The following is a 21,749-nucleotide window of genomic DNA, read 5'->3' as shown; positions in this document are numbered from 1 at the left end:
CTCAGTGGCGGACGGTGACGACGATCTTGCCGAGTTGGCCGTTCGCCTCCATGTGGCGGTGGGCGTCGGCGATGTCGGCCAGGTCGAAGGTGGCGTCGATCACCGGGGCCAGGACGCCGCTGCGCAGGCCGGCGTTGATGAACGCCTCGCCGCGCCGCAGAGCAGCCGGGTCGTCGGTGACGACATTGAGGCCGAACCCGAAGATGTTGAGCGGCCAGTTCATCGGTAGCGGGGCAGGGCGCGGATCGAGCCATCCGTAAACGATCAGCATGCCGTCTCGGGTGACGGCGCGGGCGACGCCGGCCAGGCCGGGGCCGCCGACGGAGTCGAAGACCAGCCGGGCACCTCGGCCCGAGGTGAGCATCGCTACGCGCTTCACCAGGTCGTCCTCGTCCATCGCCAGGACATGTGCGGCTCCGGCCCGCATCAGCCGGTCGGCCTTGGCGGCGGTGCGGGTGACGGCGATGGGGACTGCGCCGATGTGGTTGGCGAGCTGGATGGCCGCCATACCGACGCTACTGGAGGCGGCGGTGATCACCACCTCATCGCCGGGTCTCATCCGGCCGACCTCGATCAGGGCACCGTAGGCGGTGAGATAGGACAGCCACACGGCGGCGCCGGTGACCGCGTCCACCGAGTCCGGCCGTCGCAGCAGGCTGCGGGCGGCAACGTTGACCCGGTCCCCGTAGACGCCGTTGGTCGACATGTCGATGCCGGTGGCCAGAACACTGACCGCGTCCCCAGGAGAGAATCCCTCCACACCCGGCCCGACGGCCTCCACCACGCCGGCGGCCTCCGTGCCGATTCGTGAGGCGGGCAGCGTCGGCTGGTAGTAGTACCCGCCCGAGCGGAACAGCGCCTCGGCCCGGTTCAGTCCTATCGCGTCGATCCGGACCTGTACCTCGCCCTCGCCGGGCTCATCGAGTCGCACCTGTTCCAGGCGCAGCACCTCAGGCCCGCCCAGCTCGTCGAACAGCACCACCTTGGCGTTCATCAGCGCCCCATCCCATTTCTTGTACGGCGTTCAATTTCCGTGCACTGTTCAGCCTTCATAGCGCCGTACTGTACTGGAGCGGTGTAAGGTGTCAAGCGTGGACGAGCAGGTACCCGGAAGACGGGCGCGACTGAGGGCGCAGACCACCGCGGAGATCAAGGCGATCGCCCTCAAGCTCATGGCCGACGGCGGCGCGGACGCCATCTCCCTGCGGGCGATCGCCCGCGAGATGGGAATGAGCGGCAGCGCGATCTACAGCTACTTCGAGACTCGTGACGCGTTGATCACGACGTTGATCAACGACGTCTACACATCGCTGATGGACCAGGTGGAGGCCGCCCGGGACGCCTGCCGGCCGGACGACGCGGCCAACCGGATCCTCGCCTGGGGGCAGGCCATACGTGAGTGGGCGCTGGCCAACCCGCAAGGGTTCCGGCTCATCTACGGGGATCCGGTCGCCGGATACCAGGCGCCTGAGGGCGGGCCGGCTCCCGAAGCGGCCAAGCGGGCGTGCCTGGGGCTGACCGGGCTGGTCGCGGCGACCTGGCCGCATTCCCAGTCCCTGCAGGCCGGCGGCGATCACCAATGGTCCGATTTCGCCCCCACCTTGGTGGCCACGGTCCGGGACGCCTTCCCCGACCTGCCACCCGCGGCCCTCGCCCTAGCCCTCCGTGTCTGGGGTCGCATGCATGGCCTGATCGCCCTGGAGACCTACGGGCACCTTGGCCCGCAGACACACGAGCCCGCCAAGCTGTACCGCGCTGAGATGATCGACCTGATCAGATCATTGGGACTCGAACAACCGAAGTGAACAGGCGAAGGTGGGAGACTTCCAGGATCTGAGCGACCGCCGGGACCACGACGGCGAACTCAGCCGCGCTCAGGCCCCGAGCCAGGTGAGGAGCTCCTCGGCCCTGCTTCGGACGGCATGCCGATCAGGCTCTCACTTCGGCGGCGTTGGAGCGTTTTCGTTGACGGGGCAGGGATCCCACAAGATCCTTATGCGTCATGGGAACCGATGATCGATCGGCGTGGTCCCCGTCGGCGAGCGGACACGGCGACGCCGTACGACATCAGGTGCTCGGGGCGGCCGCCGACATCCTGCGGCCCGCCCCGCCCGGGTCCGACCCGTCCGCGGTGACGCTCTACCTGGCCCTCCTGCAGGACCGTCTCCCCGTCTTCGCACGCGTCATGAAGGAACTGGGCGAGCGGGTCGGCCGGGGCGAGGTCGCCGGGAACCTCTTCGCCGCCGCGCAGGCGACGATCGCCTTCTACCGGGAGATCCTGGCGGCGAAGGTGTCGATCCTCGCCAGTTCCGACCAGATCGTGCGGCTCCGGCAGGTGTTCCAGAGCCATGATCTGGGGCCGCAGGCGGCGTACGCCGAGGTCGCGGGCTACCTGGAAGGGGAGCGCGGGCTCGGGCGGATCGCGGCCGACGTGGACTGCGTGGCGGCCGCCCGGTTGCTGATCGGGGCCTGCTTCAACCACGCGTTCATGAAGATGCTTCTCGGCGACGGACCCGAGGACGACGCGTTCGTCGAGCAGATGATCGGCGGGCTCCGGCTCGGCCACCGCCCGGACCCCGGTGCCGCGGGAACGGCGTCGGAACCGGCCGAATGACCGGGGGCCTCGAAGCGGGTCCTACGCGGTGACCGGCGCCAGCCGCGCGTTGAAGTGCCGCAGGATCGGCGGCGACTCGACGATCCGGTAACCCGGCACGAGCGTGGCCTGCTTGGCCACCACGCCGACGACCTCCGCGACGTACTCAAGATGACTCTGGGTGTACACCCGGCGCGGGAGGGCCAGCCGGACCAGCTCGAACGGCGCGGCGGTCACCGGCTCGCCCTGGGCGCCCTCCTTGCCGAGCATCAGCGTGCCCAGCTCGACGGTCCGGATGCCTCCCTCCAGGTACAGCGCGCAGGCCAGCGCGTGACCGGGGAAGCGCTCCGGAGGGATGTGCGGCAGCAGGCGTCCCGCGTTGAGGTAGACGGCGTGCAGGCCGGGCGGCTGCACGGTGTCGACACCGGCCGCGTTCACGAGGTCGGCCAGGTGGGCCGCCGAGGCCTCGCGTGAGCGGAGATAGTGCGGATCCGTCACCTCGAGCAGCCCCTGGGCCAGCATCGCCAGGTCCCGGCCCGCCAGGCCGCCGTACGTCCGGAAGCCCTCGGTCGCGGTCAGTATCACCTCGCACCGCCGGGCCAGGTCGCCGTCGCGCATCGCGAGCAGGCCGCCGATGTTGGCGATCCCGTCCTTCTTGAGGCTGGCCAGGCATCCGTCGGCGAGGCGGAACGCGGCCCTGGCCACGTCGCGCGGGTCGGCGTCCGCGTAGTCGGGGTCACGTCGCGTGACCAGCCAGGCGTTCTCGGCGAAGCGCCCGGCATCGAGGAAGAAGGGGACGCCGTGCTGCCGGCACAGCCGGGACGCCGCCTCCAGGTTGGCCATCGAGACCGGCTGGCCGCCGCCTCCGTTGTTCGTGATCGTCATGATGACCAGGCCGACCCTGCCGGCGTCCGGGCCGGTCAGTGTCGCCTCCAGGGCCGCCAGGTCGATGTTCCCCTTGAACGGCTCGCGGCTGTCGAGATCCGCCGCCTCCGGGCAGGGCAGGTCCCGGGCTTCGCACCCGATGAGTTCGGAGTTCGCCCTAGTGGTGTCAAAATGCGTGTTACTGAGCGTTATCTGACCCGGTTTCAGCAGAGTCGAGAACAGAACCCGTTCGGCGGCGCGTCCCTGATGCACCGGGTAAATGTGCTCATAGGAGGTCAGGTCCTCGACCACCTCGCGGAAGCGATGGAAGGAAGTGGCGCCGGCGTAGGACTCGTCCCCGGTCGCAGCGGCCGCCTGCTGGGCGGCGGAGAGGGCGCCGGTGCCCGAGTCGGTCAGCAGATCGATGGTGACCTCGTCGGCGCGCAGCCCGAAAAGGTTGTACCCGGCGCGCGTCAGGGCCTGCGCGCGTTGGGCGCGGGTGGTCACCGGGATCGGCTCGACGACCTTGATCCGGTAGGGCTCCATGAGCGGCATCGGGGGACTCCTTGCGTCGTTCGTGACAGCCGCAGTATGGCGCGTTCCATGCCGATTTGGGCATTCCGAAATAAGAATTGATGGTGAACCGCATGTTCCGTCGGCCGGGCGGATAGGCTGCCCCGATGTTCGATCATGGCGAAGACCCGCGGCCCGCGCGCGGCGCGGTGCGCGAGATCTATACCCCCGAGCGGGCGGCGACGCTCGAGTACTCCCCGGACCTCGACGGCCTCGCGGATCCCGGCGAGATCGTGTGGGCGTGGGTGCCCTACGAGGAGGACCCGGCGCGCGGGAAGGACCGGCCGCTGCTGGTCGTCGGCCGGCACGGCCGCCGCCTGCTCGCGATGATGCTGTCCAGCCGCGACCACGGCGACGACCCCGACTGGCTCGAACTCGGCTCGGGATCCTGGGACCGGGACGGCCGCGCGTCGTACGTGCGGCTGGACCGCGTGTTCGCGCTCGACGAGGACGACATCCGCCGGGAGGGCGCGATCCTCGACCCCGAGCGCTTCGCCCGCGCCGCCGCCGCCCTCATGCGCCTGCACGGCTGGAAGGCCACGCGCTGACCCGTTCCACGCCCCGCGCGTGAAAGGAAGTGGAAGATCCTTGCCGGGCGGATGAGGCCGACTCACCCTGGTGCGTACGCGTCCTGACGCGTACGCGCCGTCCCGGTGAGGAGCAGTCATGCCCGGCCCAGCGAAGACCCGACCCGTGATCCGCCGGCCCGCCACCTGGCCCTACGGGGCCGCCTCGGCGGTGGTGGGAGCGATTCTCGTCCTGGTCTCGCTCGTGCTGCCCTCCGCCGGGCCGGCGTCGGCCGCGCCGCCCTGCGCCGTCACGTACACCCTCAATCAGTGGACCGGCGGCTTCACCGCCCAGGTCACCGTCACCAACAACGCGGCCCCGGTCACGAGCTGGACGCTGACCTGGACGTTCGCCGGGGACCAGAAGGTCACCTCCGCGTGGAACGCCCAGGTCGCCCAGTCCGGGCAGGCCGTCACGGCCCGCGACAGCGGATACAACGGCGCGCTGGCGACCGGGGCCTCGGCGAGCTTCGGGTTCCAGGGCACCTTCAGCGGCCAGAACACGGCGCCGGCCGACTTCGCGCTGAACGGCGCGAGCTGCCAGGGGGACGGCACCTCCACTCCCACTCCCACCCCGACCCCGACGCCCACGCCCCCGACGTCTTGTGAGCAGGCGGCCTTCTGTGACGGGTTCGAGGGTCAGACCGGATCGGCGCCGTCGGGCGCCTGGCAGCCGTCGTACCCCGACTGCCAGGGCTCGGGCGCGGTCGCGATCGACCACACCCAGGCGCACGGGGGTACGACCTCGCTCCGCGTGGACGGCGGCGCGACCTACTGCGACCACGCGTTCGCGGTCAACACGACCGGTGTGGCGGCGGCCGGCTCCGTCCTCTACGTGCGCTACTACGTCCGGCACACCCAGGCGCTGCCCGCCGGTCACGTGGCCTTCACGACGCTGACCGACGCGGCCGACGGCAACCGCCACCTGCGGCTCGGCGGCCAGAACCAGGCGCTGCAGTGGAACCGCGAGTCCGACGACGCGACCCTGCCCGAGCAGAGCCCGGCGGGCGTCGCGCTGAGCGTGCCGCTGCCCGTGAACACGTGGTCGTGCGTGGAGTTCGCCGTCAACGGGACGAACGGCACCATGAGCACCTGGCTGAACGGGACCGAGGTGGCCGGCCTGCACCTGGACGGCACGCCGACTCCGGACGTGGACCGCCAGTGGCTGAGCCGGGCGAACTGGCGACCGCGCCCCGTCGACCTGCGCCTCGGCTGGGAGAGCTACGGCGGCGCGCGGGACACCCTCTGGTTCGACGACGTCGCCGTCGGGTCGTCGCGCATCGGCTGCTGACCGGCCGGGTCGAACGGTACGGATCGCCGGGCACGGAGCCCCGGAAGCTCAGATCTCGCTCAAACATCTCACGTCGCGCCGCCGCGCGGGGGGATTCTCGTCCGCATCGCGCGAGACACCCTCCGCTTCAAGCGCGCGATGAGATGGAGTGATCAATGGCGACCGCGTCATCCGTGTCCGGATCCGCGTCGACCGGTGACTACCGGCGGCGACTCGGGACCTTCTCGCTTCTCATGGTCGGGCTCAGCTCGATCATCGGCTCCGGCTGGTTGTTCGGCTCGTGGAAGGCCGCGAAGGTCGCCGGCCCGGCGGCCCTCTTCGCGTGGATCATCGGCGCGGGCATCATGATCTTGATCGGCCTGTCGTACATGGAGCTGGGATCCACCTTCCCCAAGTCCGGCGGCATGGTCCGCTACGCGCAGTACTCCCACGGCTCGCTCGTCGGGTACATGGGCGGCTGGTCGAACTGGATCGCCATCGTGTCGGTGATCCCCATCGAAGCCGAGGCGTCCATCCAGTACATGAGCTCGTGGAAGTGGCACTGGGCCAAGGGCCTGTACGACGGCAAAGAGCTTCATCCGATGGGCCTGGCCCTCGCCGCGGTCCTCGTCGTCGTGTACTTCCTGCTGAACTACTGGACCGTCCGGCTGTACGCGCTGGCGAACAACTTCATCATGATCGTGAAGTTCAGCGTTCCGGCGCTGACGGTCATCGGCCTGATCGCCTCCGGCTTCCACGGCGGGAACTTCGCCCACCACGGCGGCTTCGCCCCGTACGGCTGGGCCGCGGTGCTCAGCGCCATCGCGACCTCCGGCGTGGTCTTCGCCTACAACGGCTTCCAGAGCCCGATCAACCTGGCCGGCGAGGCGCGCAACCCCGGCCGCTCGGTGCCGATCGCGCTGATCGGCGCGCTGGTCATCGCGGCGCTCGTGTACGTCGGGCTGCAGACGGCGTTCATCGGCGCCGTGCCCGGCCACCTCCTCGGGCACGGCTGGTCCGGCATCGACTTCAACTCGCCGTTCGCCGACCTCGCGATCGCGTGGAACCTCAACTGGCTGGCCGTCACGCTGTACGCCGACGCGTTCGTCTCCCCGTCCGGCACGGGCATGACCTACACCGCGTCCACGGCGCGAATGATCCAGGGCATGAAGGAGAACGGCTACTTCCCGAGGATCCTGGGTCACGTCCACCCGAAGTACGGCATCCCGCAGCCGGCGATGTGGTTCAACCTCGCGGTCTCCTTCGTCTTCCTCTTCACCTTCCGGGGCTGGGGTTCGCTCGCCGAGGTCATCTCGGTCGCCACGGTGATCTCGTACGTGACCGGACCGGTGTCGGCGGTGGTCCTGCGGCGCACCTGCCCGGACCTGCCGCGGCCCGCCCGCGCCCCCGCGCTGTGGATCGTCGCCCCGGCCGGGTTCATGTTCGCCTCCCTGCTGCTGTTCTGGTCGAAGTGGCCGCTGACCGGCGAGGTGATCGGCATCATGGCGCTCGGCCTGCCGCTCTACGCCTACTACGGCTGGCGGCAGCGGTTCGCCGGATGGGCCCCGCACCTGCGGGCCGGGATCTGGCTGGTCGCCTACCTCGCGTGGATGGCGCTGCTGTCCGCGCTCGGCAGCGCCAAGTTCGGCGGCCACGACGTCCTCCCGTACGGCGTGGACATGGCGGTCGTCGCCGTGACGTCGCTGGCCTTCTACGCCTGGGGTGTCCGCAGCGGCTGGGCCGGGCCGTCCCGCGAGGTCGCGGGGGAGTCCGCGGTCGGCGAGGCCGACCTGGCCCCGGCGGTGGGCTGACCCCGAAAGCTCCGGGCCCTCCCCCTCCGGCGCCGGGGAGGGCCCGGCCCCATTCGTGTGATCGGCCCGGTACGGTGTGCGATGGCGGCATAAGATCACTTATGTCGTCCGAGGGAAGGAGCGGTGGTGCGGCTACTCGTCGTCGAGGATGACGTGCGCGTCGCCGCGGCGCTGTGCTCGGTCCTCCGCAGGCACGGCTTCGAGGTCGACCCGGCGTGCACCGCGGCCGAGGCGCTCGAACGCCTCGCGAACGAGCCGGACGTCATCCTGCTGGATCTCGGCCTGCCCGACAGCGACGGGTTCGAGTTGTGCGGCCGCATCCGCGCGGTCCGCGACGTCCCGATCATCATGGTGACCGCGCGGTCGGACGTGCGCTCGCGGATCCACGGCCTTCACCTCGGCGCCGACGACTACGTCGTGAAGCCGTACGACGTCGGCGAGCTGATCGCGCGCATCCACGTCGTGAGCCGCCGCTCGGCGCGCCACGACGGCGCCCGCCCCGCCGAACCCGCCGCGGCCGAGCTGATCGCCGGGCGGATCGACCTGGACCGGCTGCGCCGGGTGGTCAGCGTCGACGGGGTGCCGGTGAGCCTGACCCGCAAGGAGTTCGACCTGCTGGCGGTCCTCGCCCGCCGTCCCGGCGTCGTCTGCCCGCGCGACCAGCTGATCAGCGAGGTGTGGCACACGAACTGGCAGGGCAACCAGCGGACGCTGGAGGTCCACATCGCCTCGCTGCGCGCCAAGCTGAAGGTGCCCGGCGCCATCCAGACCGTACGCGGCGTGGGCTACTGCGTCACCGCGGACGGCGGCCCGTCCCCGCGCCCGCGAACCGCGCCTCCCCATCCGTGATCCGACCGTGCGCGCACGCCTGATCCTCGTCCTCAACACCCTGGTCATCTGCAGCCTGCTCGCGCTCGGCGTCCCGCTGGCCACGAGCATCGTCCGGCAGCACCAGGACGCGCTGTTCCAGGACCGCCTGGACGACACGACGCGGTTCGCGTCCATCGTGGCGGGCGAGCCCCTGGGCTCGTCACCATCGGAGATCGGCGGGGAGCTCGACCGCTATCACGACGTCTACGGGACCTCCGCGGCGGTCGTCGACCGCCAGCGCTCGACCCTGTTCGCCACGCCCGGTTTCCCGGGCGGCGACGCGGACGACGTCCGGGCCGGGCTGCGCCAGGCGTTCGCCGGCCGGCACAGCGCCGACACCGGCACCATCTGGCCGTGGGACGACGGCCCCCTCGTCGTGGCCGCGCCGGTGACGCGGAACGGTGACGTCGTCGGCGCGGTCGTCACGGTCTCACCGACGGGCCGGATGCGGTCCGCCGTCACCCGGGACTGGGCCCTGCTCGCCGCCGCGGAGGCCGTCGCGGTGCTGCTCTTCCTCGCGCTCGCGCACCTGGTGGCCACCTGGATCCTGCGGCCCGTCCGCGCGCTCGACGCGGTGACCCACACGATCGCGACGGGGCGGCTCGACGTGCGCGTCCCGGCCGCCACCGGCCCTCCGGAGCTGCGCCGCCTCACGGCGTCGTTCAACGAGATGGTGCAGAAGGTGGAGGCCACGATGGAACGCCAGCGCGCCTTCGTGGCCGACGCATCGCACCAGCTGCGCAATCCGCTGTCGGCCGTCATGCTGCGGCTGGAGGGCCTGGCGCTGTCCCTGCCGCCCGGGTCGGAGGAGGAGATCCAGGACCTGCGGCACGAGGCGGAGCGTCTCACACGGGTCCTGGACGACCTCCTCGAACTCGCCCTCGCCGAAGAGAACGGCGCCACCGTGGAGACCATCGACCTGGCCGTCCTCGTCGACGAGCGCGTCACCGCCTGGCAGGTGGTCGCCGACCGGCGGGCCATCGAGGTGCGCCGCAGGTGGACGGGGCCGGTGCTCGGCTCCGCGGACCCCACCGGCCTCGGCAGCGCCTTCGACGCGGTGATCGACAACGCGCTGAAGTTCTCCCCGGAGGGATCGGCCGTCACCGTCGAGGTGGCCGAGACCGGCGGCGACGTCGAGATCCGCGTCACCGACGAGGGCTCCGGCCTGCCGCCGGAGGAGCTCGCCCGGATCGGCGACCGGTTCTGGCGCAGTCCGGGCCACCAGAACGTCGACGGCTCCGGGCTCGGCCTGTCGGTCGCCCGTACCCTCCTGGAGGCGAGCGGCGGCCGCCTGGAGATCGCCGCCGCGGACGGCGCGGGCCTGCGCGTGACGATGGCGGTCCCCGCCGCCGGCGTCTGACCGGCCGGTGGTACGGCGAACCGCGTGCGTCGCCGGCGTCCGGTCGGCCGGTGGTGCGCGTGCGGCGTCAGCGCCTGATCGACCGGTAGTAGCGCAGCGCCCCCGGGTGCAGCGGCACCGGGTCGGTCTGGATCGCGCTGCGCACGTCCAGCAGCTCCGCCGAGGGCACGGCCGCGGCGAGGGCGTCCCGGTCCCGGATCAGGATCTCGGTCACGCGGTAGGCGAGCGCGTCGTCGAACGAGGCCGGGGCGGCCAGGAAGTTGGCGAGGGCCAGGGTCTGGGTCTCGTCGACGTTCACGTACGTGCCGCTCGGGATGGTGCCCGTGCGGTAGTACGGCCCGTACCGCCGGCGGATCTCCGGGGCCAGCCCGCCGAGCGGGATGAGGCGGATCGGGAGGCGCGCGGCCAGCTCGGCGATCCCGGCGGTCGGCAGGCCCCCGGACCAGAAGAACGCGTCGATCAGCCCCGACCGCAGGCCGGCGGGCGCGTAGTCCAGGCCCATCCGCACCGGCGTGAGGTGCCCGGTCAGGCCGGCGGCGGCCAGGGCCCGCTGGGCCACGACCTCCACGCCCGACCCCTTCGCGCCGACCGAGACGTGCCGGCCGCGCAGGTCGTCGATCGTGCGGTAGTCCGACGACTGCAGGACCACGAGGTGGAGGTAGTCGTCGTACAGGCGGGCCAGCGCCCGGATCGGCGCGTCCGGCGCGTCCGGCTCGGCCGCCGCGGTGCCGGCGACGTCGGCGGCCAGGAACGCGAGCCGGTCGCCGCCCCACCGCAGCCACTGGAGGTTGTCCAGGGACCCGGTGGTGACGTTCGCCGAGGCGCGCACGCCCGGGAGGCGGTCGTCGAGAAGGCGGGCGAGCCGCCGGCCGTAGCGGTAGTAGACCCCGTTCGTGACCCCGGTGCCGATCGGCAGGGGTCCCTTCCGGTAACGGTCTCCCGCGCCGGTCAGGGTGCAGCCGCCGAGCGCGGCGGCGGCCGTTCCCAGGCCCGCCAGCAGGACGGTCCTCCGGTCCGGCATGCCCGGCCGGCCGGGGTAGCCGGGCGGTCGCACACGGTAGGGCATGAGGCATGATCTCACTCGGCGGAGCGGTGTGGTGACGGTTGCCGGATCGTGATGCACGTGACATCGCCCGCGGCCGGGTCGCGGGACCGGGGCACTCGCGTGTGGCAGGTGAGCCTGGCAAGCTTGATCGCGTGGGTATGCCAGGGAACACGGATCGTGAGGAGTTCCGTGTCAAGGCGGGCTGGCAGCGCGTCGCGCCCGGGGCCTGGGGCGGGCACCGTACGATCGGCGCCGCCGTGCGCGCCGCGGCCGACGGCGCGGTGGTCTCCGTCCAGCCCGGTGTCTACAACGAGGCGCTGATCGTCGACCGGAACGTCACGATCGTCGCCGCGAGGGGCGCGGGGACGGTGCGCGTCGTCTCACCGCACGGGCCCGCGCTGAGCCTGCACGGCTGCTCGGCGACCGTGCGCGACCTGACGCTGGAGGCGGCGGGCTCGGCGGACGTGGCCGTGCTGGGCCGGGACGGCGCGCCGGTCCTCGAACGCTGTGAGATCAGCGGCGGCGGCATCACCTTCACCGACGCGACCTTCACGCTGCGCGGCTGCGACCTGCGGGACGCCGGCCAGGGCGTGCGCGTGACGGGCACGAGCAAGGGAATCATCGCGGACTGCACCGTGCGGTCGGTGGCCGGCGCGGGCGTGCGGCTCGACGGCACCGCGCAGGTCGAGTGCGTCCGCACCGTCGTCGACCGGTCCCGCGGCCCCGGCCTGCAGCTCGGCGGCGCCGCCCATGGGATCTTCACCGAGTGCAAGATCCGCCGGTCGGGGAACGCCGCGCTGGTCCTCGGCGGCGCCGCGTACGCGTCCCTGCGCGGCTGCGAGCTGCACGACTCCGGGGCGCAGGGCGTGCGCCTGGAGGACTCCGCGGGCGCGGCGGAGCCGGCGCCGGCCACGGCTCACCGCGACGAGGCCGAGGGCGCGTCCGCAGGGCTGGAGGACCGCCGGGTCCGGCTCGAGGGCTGCGAGATCGTCCGCACCAAGGCGGAGGGCGTCCTCGTGCGCGGCGAGGCCGCCGCCCGGCTGAAGGACTGCCAGGTCCGCGAGACCGACGCCGCGGCGATCGTCGCGACGGGGTCGTGCCGGCTGGACCTGGAGGACGTGCGCGCCGTCGACGTCACCGGGACGGCGCTGGTCGTCACCGGCGCGGGCGCGGTGCGCGCCCGCCGGTCGGTGTTCGCCCGGTCCGGGGCGAACGGGGTCCACTGCAAGGGCGACGCGGTCGTGTCCCTGCGGGAGTGCGAGATCGCCCGTACGGCGTTCACGGCCGTCCACGTCGGCGGCGGCGCGCGGGCCACGCTGCAGGACTGCCACGTCCGCGAGACTCCCGAGCACGGCGTACGGGTCGACGAGCGCGCCGACCTGTTCGCCGAGCGGACCCGGATCGAACGCGCGCGGCTGGCCGGGGTGTCGATCGAGGGCGCCGACGCGGTGCTGCGCGAGTGCCGGGTCAGCGACGTGGAGATGGGCGCCCAGGTCACCACCCGGCACCGGCCGCTGCTGGACGACTGCGAGGTCTCCGACGTGGCCCGTACCGGGATCGAGGTGGGGCCCGACACCGGCGTGCTGATCCGCGGTGGGAAGGTTTCGGGGACCGGATCGGCGGGGGTGTTCCTCGACGAGGGCAGCGAGGCGTGGATCGAGGACGCCGAGATCTGCGACACCGAGGGCAGCGCGCTGGTGATCTGGACGGGCGCCCGGCCGCGCGTCCGGTCGGTGACGATCGCCCGGTCCGGGAAGAACGGCGTGTACCTCAACGAGGGCGCCGCCGGTGTGCTCGAGGACTGCGACATCTCCGAGACGGGTTTTCCCGCGCTGTACGTCGGCGCGCACGCCACGCCCACCGTGCGCCGCTGTCTCGTGCACGACACGAAGGAGGACCTCACCGTCGCGGACGGCGCCGAGCCGGTGTTCCAGGACTGCCGGACCGGCAACGTCGCCACCAGCGCCATCCCGTCCGCCGAACGCAGCCAGCGCGCGGCGCTGCGCCCCGGCGCGGCGCACGCCACCGCCCGCGCCGTCTCGGCGGAGGGCGACGGCAAAGAGAACCTCGCGGACCTGCTCGCCGAGCTCGACCGGCTGGTCGGCCTCAGCCGTGTGAAGCAGGAGGTCGCCTCGCTGGCCAAGCTGATGCAGATGGTCAAGCGCCGCGAGGAGGTGGGGCTGTCGCCGCCGCCGCTGGCGCGTCACCTGGTCTTCGCCGGCAACCCCGGCACCGGGAAGACGACCGTCGCCCGGCTCTACGGGCGCATCCTCGCCGCGCTCGGGCTGCTGTCCAGCGGGCACCTGGTGGAGACCGACCGCGGCGACCTGGTCGGGGAGTACGTCGGCCACACGGCGCCGAAGACGCAGGCGGTGTTCAAGCGGGCGCTGGGCGGCGTGCTGTTCGTCGACGAGGCGTACGCCCTGGCGCCGTACGGGCAGAGCAACGACTTCGGGCAGGAGGCCATCGCCACGCTGGTCAAGCTGATGGAGGACCACCGCGACGAGGTGGTGGTCATCGCGGCGGGCTACCCGGGCGACATGGAGCGGTTCATCGATTCCAACCCCGGGCTCGCGTCGCGGTTCACCCGCACGCTGACCTTCGAGGACTACTCCTCCGAGGAGCTCGTCCGGATCGTGCAGTACCAGGCGCGCCGGCACGACTACCACCTGCCCGACGAGACCCTCGCCCGGCTGCTGGAGTTCTTCGAGCGCCATCCGCGCGGGGCGCGCTTCGGCAACGGCCGCGCGGCCCGGCAGGTCTTCCAGCGGATGACCGAGCAGCAGGCGGCGCGGGTCGCGGAACTCCGCGCCCCGACGAAGGACGACCTGACGATCGTCCGGCCGGAGGATCTTCCGGATGCTCCGCTTTGAGGCGTTGCCGCGTAGTTCTGCGGCAGGCGCCGTTATCTGGAATCATTCAACCCGTGGTGGTCCGTGAGGGGGCGAAGGTGGAGTCTGGCTCGAGGTCGTCCGGCTTCGACCCGACCATGCCCAACGAGGCCCGGATGATCGACTACATCCTCGGCGGGAAGGACAACTTCGCCGCCGACCGGGCGGTCGCCGAACGCGCCCTCGCCCTGGCGCCCGAGCTCCCGATCATGGCACGGGAGTCACGTCACTTCCTCCACCGCGCGGTGCGCTTCATGGTGGACGAAGGGATCCGGCAGTTCGTCGACGTCGGCTGCGGGCTGCCGACCCGGGGCAGTGTGCACGAGGTCGCGCACGCCACGGCCCCCGAGGCGCGGGTCGTGTACGCCGACCAGGACGCGCTCGTCGTCAACCACGCCCAGGCGCTGCTCACGGGCTCCTCCCGGACCGCGGTCATCCGCGCCGACATGCGCGACCCCGTCGCGCTGCTCGCCCATCCGCGGCTGACGGAGCTGATCGACCTGCGGCAGCCGGTCGGGATCCTGCTCGTCGGGGTGCTCAGCATCATCCCGGAGGACGACGTCGCGGTGCGCATCGTCGAGGGGTTCCTCCGGGGGATCGCCTCCGGCAGTTACGTGGCCATCAGCCACGCGATCTCCGATCCCCGGCCCCAGGTCACCGAGAAGCTCGCCGAGCTCTACCAGGACGAGCAGATCGTCAGGGGCAGCCGGCGGCGCAACGTCCGCTCCCTGGCCGAGGTCGAACCCTGCTTCGAGGGGCTGGACCTCGTCGAGCCCGGTATCGTCAAGGTGCCGGCCTGGCGTCCGGACTCCGGCGTACCCGCCGTCGACCCCGAGATGATCTGGTCGGTCGCGGGCGTGGGGCGAAAGCCCTGACCGGCGCGCCCCGGCACCCACCCGTCTCGAGCGTTCACCTCCGCCCGGCCGCGCCCGTCTGTGCGCTCGTTCCATCGGCCCGGTCCTTACAGGAACGCTCCAACCTGGGGTGCGGTCGAACGACGCCGACCGGGACGGTGTAGGCGTAGAGGTGAGCTTTGGGAAGGACCAGTCGATGATGACCCCCAACGAGTCCGACGGCATGGCCGGCGACGTGAACAGCGCCGTGAACGGTGACGTGAACGCCGAGGCGAGCGCCGAGGTGCGCGGTGACGTGGCCGACGGCGCGAGCGCCGAGGTGCGCGGTGACGTGGCCGACGGCGCGAGCGCCGAGGCGGGCGGTGACGCGAGCGGTGAAGGCACGACGACCTTCGCGGACCTGCCGCTGCGGCAGGAGCTGCTGAACGCGCTGTCCGGGCTGGGCTACGAGGAGCCCACCCCGATCCAGCGCGAGGCGATCCCGCCGCTGGTCGAGGGCAGTGACCTCGTCGGCCAGGCCGCGACGGGGACCGGCAAGACCGCGGCGTTCGCGCTGCCGATCCTGCAGCGGATGCCCGAGGACGGCCGGGGCGCCGGGCCGGTGGCCCTCGTCCTCGTCCCGACCCGTGAGCTGGCCGTCCAGGTCTCCCAGGCGTTCCACCGGTACGGCCGGGACATGGGCGTGCGCGCGCTGCCGATCTACGGCGGCCAGCCGATCGGATGGCAGATCAAGTCGATCGAGCGCGGAGTCGACGTCGTGATCGCCACGCCCGGCCGGGCTCTCGACCACATCGGCCGCGGAACCCTGAAGCTGGACACCGTCCGCGCGGTCGTGCTCGACGAGGCCGACGAGATGCTCGACATGGGCTTCGCCGAGGACATCGAGGCGATCCTCCAGGAGACCCCGGAGGACCGCCAGACCGTGCTGTTCTCCGCGACGCTGCCGCCGCGCATCGAGGGCATCACCGGGCGCTACCTGCGCGAGCCGGTCCGCATCCAGATGGGCCGCCAGGCGCCGGCCCCGGGTGAGGCGCCGAAGGTGCGCCAGGACGCGTACGTCGTGGCCCGCGCGCACAAGCCGGCGGCGCTCGGCCGGCTCCTCGACGTCGAGGCGCCGGCCGCCGCGATCGTCTTCTGCCGCACCCGCGAGGAGGTCGACCAGCTCACCGAGAGCCTCAACGGCTCCGGCTACCGCGCCGAGGCGCTGCACGGCGGGATGAGCCAGGAGCAGCGGGACCGGGTCATGAGCCGGCTGCGCAACGGCACCGCCGAGCTGCTCATCGCCACCGACGTGGCCGCGCGCGGCCTCGACATCGAGCAGCTCACCCACGTCGTCAACTACAACGTCCCCTCCGCCCCCGAGTCGTACGTCCACCGCATCGGCCGGGTCGGCCGCGCGGGCCGCGAGGGTGTCGCGATCACCCTCGCCGAGCCGCGCGAGCACCGGATGCTCAAGGCGATCGAACGTCAGACGAAGCAGCGGATCTCCGTCCAGAAGGTCCCCACCGTCGCCGACCTGCGGGCCAGGCGTCTCGACCTGACCCGCGCGGCGCTGCGCGAGAGCCTCCTCGAGGACGACCTGGAGCAGTTCCTCGCCGTCGTCGAGCCGCTCGCCGAGGAGTTCGACGTCATGGAGGTGGCGCTCGCCGCGGTCAAGCTCGCGTACGACTCCAGCGGGGCGACGGTCGACGAGGAGGAGATCCCAGAGGTCGCCTACAAGCCCGGCCGCGACGGACGGGACGGCCGCGACCGCCGGGACGGCCGCGGCCGTGACCGTGACCGCCGGAGCCGCGGCCCCGCGCAGGGCATGACCCGGCTGTTCGTGGGCGCCGGCCGCAGCGCCGGCATCCGGCCCCAGGACCTGGTCGGCGCGATCGCCGGCGAGTCCCGCCTGGCGGGGCGGGACATCGGCACCATCGAAATCGCCGACCGGTTCTCCCTGGTGGAGATCCCCGAGGGGGCGGCCGACGACGTCATCAAGGCCCTCCGCAGAACCACCATCAAGGGCCGCAAGCCCACCGTCCGCCGCGAACGCGACGCCGGCCCCCGCCGCCCCCGCTGAGGGTCAGCGCGGGGTGGCGCCGGCCGCCTCCGGAGCGGTGAGCGACGGGTCGAAGGCGGCTGCGGAGATCTTCAGGACGTAGGGCTGCTCCGAGCCGTCCTTGTTGCCCGTCGGGTTGAGCGAGTAGACGAGGACGCGGCGCAGATCGCGGGTGGCGAACACGCCGCTGGTGTAGCCGGGGCGAGAGCCGGTCTTGCCCCAGCCCGTCAGGCCGTTCGGCAGCCGCACCCGCATCAGGCCCGCGCTGTAACAGGCGCGGCCCGCGTCGGGTCCGAGGACGCAGTTGTTCCGGTCGGCGTATGCCACGTCCGGCACGGCGAACATGGCGCCGAGCGCGGAGCGCGGCACCACCCGGCCCTGGAAGAGCGCGCGGATGAAGCGGGTGAGGTCGTCGCCGGTGGAGATGATCCCGCCCTCGGCCCACGGATAGGGGCTCTGCTCGGACACGTCGTGCAGCACGGTGGTGCCGTTCTCGGTCACCGCGACGTAGCCGTGGGAGTGGGGGCCGGGGAGGCGCGGGTCGCGCCGGTCCAGGACGAAGGTGCCGCTCAGGTGCAGCGGCCGGAGGATCCGCCGCCGCACCTCGTCGGCGTAGGACCGTCCGGTCACCTTCTCGACGAGCAGCCCGGCGACGTAGTAGTTGAGGCCGTTGTAGCGCTGGCGGGTGCCGGGCGGGAAGTCCATCGGGTACGTCATCGCGTCGGCGACGATCTGCCGGGGCGTCCAGCTGTCGAACCGGTGGTCCACGAACCACCGGTTCGGGTCGCCCTGCGAATCCTCGAGGCCGCCGTCCGTCGGGAGTCCGCTCGTGTGGTCGAGGATCTGCCGGACGGTGACGTCCGGGTACGAGGCGGGCAGGAGGCCCGGCAGGTAGTGCTGGACGGACCGGTCGAGGTCGATCCTGTGCTCGGCGGCGAGCTGCAGGACGACCGCCGCGGTGAACACCTTGGAGATGCTGCCGGCCCGGAACCGGCCGTCCGGGGGAACGGGTGTCCCGGTCCGGACGTCGCCGACGCCGGAGGTGCCGCTCCAGTGCCCGTCGGGGCCGGTGACCTTCACCATCGCGCCCGTCACCGTGGCGTTCGGCAGCCCGGCGATGGCCGCGCGCAGGGCGGCCGGATCCAGGGGCGGCAGCGTTCCCGTGGCCGGGGGAGCGGCGGAGGCCGTCGCGGCACCGCCCGCCACGGAGACGGCCAGAACGGCCCCGGCGAGTGCCAGTGATCTTCTCGTCCGTGAATGGCTCATGGGCTCTGATCCAACCGGTGGGCGGGCGCGACGCCCATGGCGCGGGTTTCCGTGTCCGGGGTGACGCCAGGTTCACCGTTCTCCTGGAGGGAGTGGCAGGACGAGCCCTCCCACCAGGCCGTTCCGGGCGCCGTCCGCGCGGCGGATCACTCTCCGCGCGTGACGCCGGGGCGTACGGACGTCAGCCCGTCGGCGGCGGATCGCAGGGCGTCGAGGACCGCGCGCACCGACGGCCGTACGTCGCCGTCCCTGCGGGTCCAGGCGATCACGCGGCGCCGTACGTCGGCGTCGGCCAGGTCGCGGACCGCGATCCCGGACCGGTCGGTGTATCGCACCAGTTCGGGGAGCAGCACGATCGCCTGGCCGTGGGCCGCGAGCGCGAGGTTGACGAGCAGGTCGTTGGAGCGGTAACGGATCTCGGGCCGGAAGCCGCCGTGCTCCACGCAGAGCCGCTCGGTGAGCTCGGCGTGCGCGGTCCCGGGGTGCCCGGACGCCCACACCTCGCCCGCCAGGTCCGCGACCCGTACCGGCGACTCCGTGGCGGCCAGGCGATGCCGGGCGGGCAGGATCAGCCGGGTCGGCTCGGTCAGCAGCAGCTCGTCGGCCAGCCCGGCGGTGCGCGGGCGCCGGACGGCGTCGTACTGGTTACTGATCACCAGATCGACCTCCTGCAGGACGAGGGCCTGCAGCGCGCGCTCGAACTCGTCGTCGAGCACCTCGACGACGAGGTCCGGGTAGCGGGCCGACAGGGCGTCCAGCGCGGGCGCCACCAGGTTGAGCAGTGCGGTCTGGAAGGCGACGATCCGTACGGTGCCGGCCATGACCCCGCACGCGGCCCGTGCGGACTCCTCCGCCTGCCGGGCCTGGGCGAGCAGGTCGTCGGCGGCGCGGGCCAGGGTCTCGCCCGCCTCGGTCAGCCGGAGGCGGCGGCCCACCCGTTCGGTGAGCCGCACTCCGACGTCCTTCTGCAGCTGGGCGAGCTGCTGGGAGACCGCGGAGGGGCTGTAGCCGAGCGCGTCGGCGACCGCGCCGACCGTGCCGCGCAGCTGAAGCTCGCGAAGCACCCGCAAGCGGACGAGGTCGATCATTCAGGAGAGCTTACAGATTCCGTGCAGTAATGCTCGCTGGACCTTCATGGTTGCGAGGCGGAAAATGTAAGTAGCAACAAGCAAGAAGGCTGATGACGGAGGAGAGTCTCACCATGTTGATCGTGTTCGCGCTGTTCATCGCCCTGGCCGTGCTCGGCCCCCTCGCGGGCACCGACAGCCGCGACGGCCTCGACTGGGCCCGGACCCGCTTCCCCCGCTGACATCCCCCGGGCCGCCGAGGTCGTCCGCGTACTCCCGGAACGACCCGCTCTCCTGAGCGCGCCCGGCTGTGACCTGGTCCGTCCCGCCGGAGATCCCCGTCGTCCTGACGACGAGGATCCTCGGCGGCGATGGTCGGCCCGTGACGGTTCACCGCCGGCGGACGAACTCCAGGCGTACGGGATCGTCATCGGCGATCAGCATCACCACGCCGTCGCGCCGGGTCCAGCCGTCGGACACCAGGACGTAGTGGCCGCCGGTGTGCACGTTCAGCCGCAGGCCGGAGTACCGGTAGCGGTAGGCCGCCTTGTCGTCGGCGAGCCTCGTCTCCGTCACACCCGGCGCGGTCAGGTACAGCCGCTTGGGGCTGTAGACGACGACCTGGGTGAGGTTCCGGATGCCGGCGGCGAAGCGGTCCGCCATCGCGTACCCCTGGATCGTCGCGTAGTCGGACGCCCCCCAGAACAGCGAGACGCCGACGATGATCGCGGCGAACGCGCGCAGCAGCGGCGCCCGCCCGGGAGGGGGATCGACAGCCCCCGGCAGCATGCTCCGCAGCTGAACGGCGTAAACGAGGAGGAGGACTCCGGCGCCGATGCTGAAGGGGAAGGCGACGTACGCCGCGGTCCGCCACACGTACCCGATGATCCACACGGCTCCGGGCAGGATGAGCCAGGCGAACGGCAGCATCCGGAGCGTCCACCGGACCTCGCGGTCGTCCCGGCCGCCGGCCCGGATCCGGCGCACCAGCCGGTCGTCCCACCGCAGCCACACCATCCCGCCGATCGCGATGGTCAGCAGGAGGACGAGCACCGGCCAGACGCTGCGGAGCACATAGTCCCGGGTCGACATCCCGAGGATGCTCTCGTCGAACCCGAGCTCCTGAGACTGCACATCGTTGCGCTGCCAGCCGAAGTACACCAGCAGGGCGGTCAGGACGGTGGCGTTGGCGACCACGCCGACGAGCCAGCGGAGGATCTCGTTGCCCTTCCCGCCGTCACCGCCGGTCTCGGCCGCCACCGCCTCCTGCCCGGTCGGCCGCGCCGTGTCCGGAGACCGCTCCGGCATCGATCAGCCGCCGGTTCCGGGGGAGGACTGCGAGGAGTCGGAGGGCTGGGAGGAGTCCACGGGCCCGGAGGATCCGCCTTCGTCCGGCGAGGAGGACTCGGAGGGGTCGGCGGGAGGCGAGGGGCAGGTGCCGTACGCCGACCGTGGGCGCTGGTGGACGAAGGACTCGGCCGCCCGGTAGAGCTCGCACATGAACCAGGTATTCGAGTCCCACGAGGGGCGCGCCAAGGACGCGAGGTCCCGTTGCGCGCTGCTCAGGTCTCCCCGGCACAATGCGATGCCGATCTGCAGGAGAGGCAGGTAGTCGGATCCCTCCAGCGTCTCCGCCCTGGAATCCTGCTCCGCCTGAGCACAGTTCTTGCCGAGGATGTCCTCGTACACGGCACCGGCGGGCGCGTCACCGCCGGTCGGGCCGGATGGGAGACCGAAGCCGTACCGGCTGGTGCCGCTCCCGCCGCCACCGTTCCCGCCACCACCGTTCCCACCGCCGCCGTTCCCGTGTCCGTTGCCTCCGCCGCCGTTTCCACCCCCGCCTCCGCCCGAGCCGTCTCCCACGGCGCCGCTGTTGCAGCCGCCGATGAGAAGCGCGGCGCACGCGACGGCCGCGAGCGCCGTTCGGCTTCTCCGGCCGGTGCCACCGCGAGGTCCGGTCAGGTCATGGATCGTTGTTCTGGCGGCCATCGTGGCCTCCTCCCCGTTCGCCGTTCTCCGGACAAGGCCCGGTGACCGGGCCGGAAGCGGCCTCGGCCGGCGCCCCCCGCGACGGCCGAGGCGTGGATCAGATGTTGTGGAAGAAGTCGCCACCGGCGGAGGCGAAGTAGATCTCGCCTCCGCCCGGGGCGGAGAACAGCATGGAGATTCCGACGCCCCAGGCGATGCCGTCGTGGTTGACGTTCCAGGTGTTGAAGGCGTCCAGCCCCGTGTTGTGGTTGCCGTCGATGCTCAGACCGTCGCGGTGCAGGATGCGGTTGGGGCCGTCCCAGACGTCCACGGCCTGCAGCGCGGCGAACTGCGCGGTGACCGAGAAGAGCACCATCACGCGGCCGAGCGTCGCGCGGCGGTCCTCGACGATGACCGGTGTGGGGATGGCCACGTGGAACCAGTTGGCCTGACCCTGCTTGAGGTAGAAGTGGGCCCCGAACCCTTCCCGTAGCCCGTTGACGTCGACGAACGGCTGGTTCCTCGGATCGAGTGTCCCCGTGCCCATGGCCTGGGGGACGAAGGAGTACCCCGGTACCCATGACGCGTACAGCTTGGCCATCGCTGCCCCTTCCCCGTCGACCGCCGAGATCTCCGGCGGTGAGACCACGCTAGGAACGCCCGGCGCCGTGGGCATGAGTAGGCCGTACTCAACATCCGCGGTGAGGCCG

19 protein-coding genes are annotated in these 21,749 nt (G+C 72.1%); 11 read left to right on the top strand and 8 right to left on the bottom strand.

What is annotated here, in order from left to right; all coding sequences use genetic code 11:
- Position 1: 1 nt before the first annotated feature.
- Positions 2–994 carry a zinc-dependent alcohol dehydrogenase family protein gene (locus NE235_RS21785; protein WP_252805877.1) on the bottom strand — a complete coding sequence of 331 codons (993 nt, stop codon included), beginning with the start codon at positions 992–994 and terminating at the stop codon, positions 2–4.
- Between the two features lie 97 nt (positions 995–1,091).
- On the opposite strand from NE235_RS21785, the gene NE235_RS21780 reads away from it, so the two are divergent.
- Both NE235_RS21780 and NE235_RS21775 read left to right on the top strand, forming a co-directional pair.
- Complete coding sequence (locus NE235_RS21780; RefSeq protein ID WP_252805875.1) at positions 1,092–1,805, top strand: TetR/AcrR family transcriptional regulator; 714 nt, start codon at positions 1,092–1,094, stop codon at positions 1,803–1,805.
- 197 nt (positions 1,806–2,002) lie between these two features.
- On the top strand, positions 2,003–2,614 hold the full coding sequence (locus NE235_RS21775) for a TetR/AcrR family transcriptional regulator C-terminal domain-containing protein (RefSeq protein WP_252805873.1): 612 nt from the start codon (positions 2,003–2,005) through the stop codon (positions 2,612–2,614).
- A 21-nt stretch (positions 2,615–2,635) separates the two neighbouring features.
- Here NE235_RS21775 and NE235_RS21770 read toward each other — a convergent pair whose 3' ends face one another.
- The gene (locus tag NE235_RS21770; RefSeq protein WP_252805871.1) at positions 2,636–4,012 is read right to left on the bottom strand and encodes a tryptophanase; all 1,377 of its coding nucleotides are present in this window, start codon (positions 4,010–4,012) and stop codon (positions 2,636–2,638) included.
- 125 nt (positions 4,013–4,137) lie between these two features.
- On the opposite strand from NE235_RS21770, the gene NE235_RS21765 reads away from it, so the two are divergent.
- The 5 genes from NE235_RS21765 (at position 4,138) to NE235_RS21745 (ending at position 9,907) form a co-directional block, all read left to right on the top strand.
- On the top strand, positions 4,138–4,578 hold the full coding sequence (locus tag NE235_RS21765) for a type II toxin-antitoxin system PemK/MazF family toxin (protein ID WP_252805869.1): 441 nt from the start codon (positions 4,138–4,140) through the stop codon (positions 4,576–4,578).
- Between the two features lie 118 nt (positions 4,579–4,696).
- On the top strand, positions 4,697–5,887 hold the full coding sequence (locus NE235_RS37570) for a cellulose-binding domain-containing protein (RefSeq protein WP_289849005.1): 1,191 nt from the start codon (positions 4,697–4,699) through the stop codon (positions 5,885–5,887).
- A 155-nt stretch (positions 5,888–6,042) separates the two neighbouring features.
- A complete protein-coding gene (locus tag NE235_RS21755) occupies positions 6,043–7,677 on the top strand; it encodes an APC family permease (RefSeq protein WP_252805868.1) in 1,635 nt (544 codons plus the stop codon).
- 126 nt (positions 7,678–7,803) lie between these two features.
- Positions 7,804–8,526 (top strand): response regulator transcription factor, encoded by a 723-nt coding sequence (locus NE235_RS21750; protein WP_308206128.1) that lies wholly within the window; start codon positions 7,804–7,806, stop codon positions 8,524–8,526.
- A 7-nt stretch (positions 8,527–8,533) separates the two neighbouring features.
- Positions 8,534–9,907, top strand: coding sequence for a sensor histidine kinase (locus NE235_RS21745; protein WP_252805863.1), 1,374 nt, complete (start codon positions 8,534–8,536; stop codon positions 9,905–9,907).
- Positions 9,908–9,974: 67 nt separating this feature from the next.
- Here NE235_RS21745 and NE235_RS21740 read toward each other — a convergent pair whose 3' ends face one another.
- The gene (locus NE235_RS21740; protein WP_252805861.1) at positions 9,975–10,973 is read right to left on the bottom strand and encodes a TAXI family TRAP transporter solute-binding subunit; all 999 of its coding nucleotides are present in this window, start codon (positions 10,971–10,973) and stop codon (positions 9,975–9,977) included.
- Positions 10,974–11,110: 137 nt separating this feature from the next.
- Here NE235_RS21740 and NE235_RS21735 point away from each other — a divergent pair, with 137 nt between their 5' ends.
- The 3 genes from NE235_RS21735 to NE235_RS21725 all read left to right on the top strand — a co-directional run bounded on the left by NE235_RS21735 (position 11,111) and on the right by NE235_RS21725 (position 16,759).
- Positions 11,111–13,825, top strand: coding sequence for a right-handed parallel beta-helix repeat-containing protein (locus NE235_RS21735; RefSeq protein WP_252805859.1), 2,715 nt, complete (start codon positions 11,111–11,113; stop codon positions 13,823–13,825).
- A 77-nt stretch (positions 13,826–13,902) separates the two neighbouring features.
- Positions 13,903–14,718, top strand: coding sequence for an SAM-dependent methyltransferase (locus NE235_RS21730; RefSeq protein WP_252805858.1), 816 nt, complete (start codon positions 13,903–13,905; stop codon positions 14,716–14,718).
- A 175-nt stretch (positions 14,719–14,893) separates the two neighbouring features.
- Positions 14,894–16,759, top strand: coding sequence for a DEAD/DEAH box helicase (locus NE235_RS21725; RefSeq protein WP_252805856.1), 1,866 nt, complete (start codon positions 14,894–14,896; stop codon positions 16,757–16,759).
- A gap of 3 nt (positions 16,760–16,762) precedes the next feature.
- Here the strand turns inward: NE235_RS21725 and NE235_RS21720 are convergent, their stop codons facing one another.
- Both NE235_RS21720 and NE235_RS21715 read right to left on the bottom strand, forming a co-directional pair.
- Positions 16,763–18,004: a serine hydrolase domain-containing protein gene (locus NE235_RS21720; RefSeq protein WP_252805854.1), complete on the bottom strand. Its 1,242-nt coding sequence runs from the start codon at positions 18,002–18,004 to the stop codon at positions 16,763–16,765.
- A 146-nt stretch (positions 18,005–18,150) separates the two neighbouring features.
- Entirely contained in the window at positions 18,151–19,092 is a 942-nt protein-coding gene (locus tag NE235_RS21715) for a LysR family transcriptional regulator (protein ID WP_252805852.1), read from the bottom strand.
- Positions 19,093–19,184: 92 nt separating this feature from the next.
- Between NE235_RS21715 and NE235_RS37565 the strand changes: the two genes are divergently transcribed.
- Positions 19,185–19,313: a hypothetical protein gene (locus tag NE235_RS37565; RefSeq protein ID WP_289849003.1), complete on the top strand. Its 129-nt coding sequence runs from the start codon at positions 19,185–19,187 to the stop codon at positions 19,311–19,313.
- Positions 19,314–19,461: 148 nt separating this feature from the next.
- Here the strand turns inward: NE235_RS37565 and NE235_RS21710 are convergent, their stop codons facing one another.
- The 3 genes from NE235_RS21710 to NE235_RS21700 all read right to left on the bottom strand — a co-directional run bounded on the left by NE235_RS21710 (position 19,462) and on the right by NE235_RS21700 (position 21,640).
- A complete protein-coding gene (locus NE235_RS21710) occupies positions 19,462–20,379 on the bottom strand; it encodes a hypothetical protein (RefSeq protein WP_252805850.1) in 918 nt (305 codons plus the stop codon).
- A 3-nt stretch (positions 20,380–20,382) separates the two neighbouring features.
- The gene (locus NE235_RS21705; RefSeq protein ID WP_252805848.1) at positions 20,383–21,060 is read right to left on the bottom strand and encodes a hypothetical protein; all 678 of its coding nucleotides are present in this window, start codon (positions 21,058–21,060) and stop codon (positions 20,383–20,385) included.
- A 97-nt stretch (positions 21,061–21,157) separates the two neighbouring features.
- Positions 21,158–21,640 carry a hypothetical protein gene (locus NE235_RS21700; protein WP_252805846.1) on the bottom strand — a complete coding sequence of 161 codons (483 nt, stop codon included), beginning with the start codon at positions 21,638–21,640 and terminating at the stop codon, positions 21,158–21,160.
- Positions 21,641–21,749: the final 109 nt, after the last annotated feature.

The sequence above is a fragment of the Actinoallomurus spadix genome (assembly GCF_024055725.1).
Classification (GTDB): domain Bacteria; phylum Actinomycetota; class Actinomycetes; order Streptosporangiales; family Streptosporangiaceae; genus Actinoallomurus; species Actinoallomurus spadix.
This window is presented reverse-complemented; position numbering and strand designations above follow the sequence as displayed.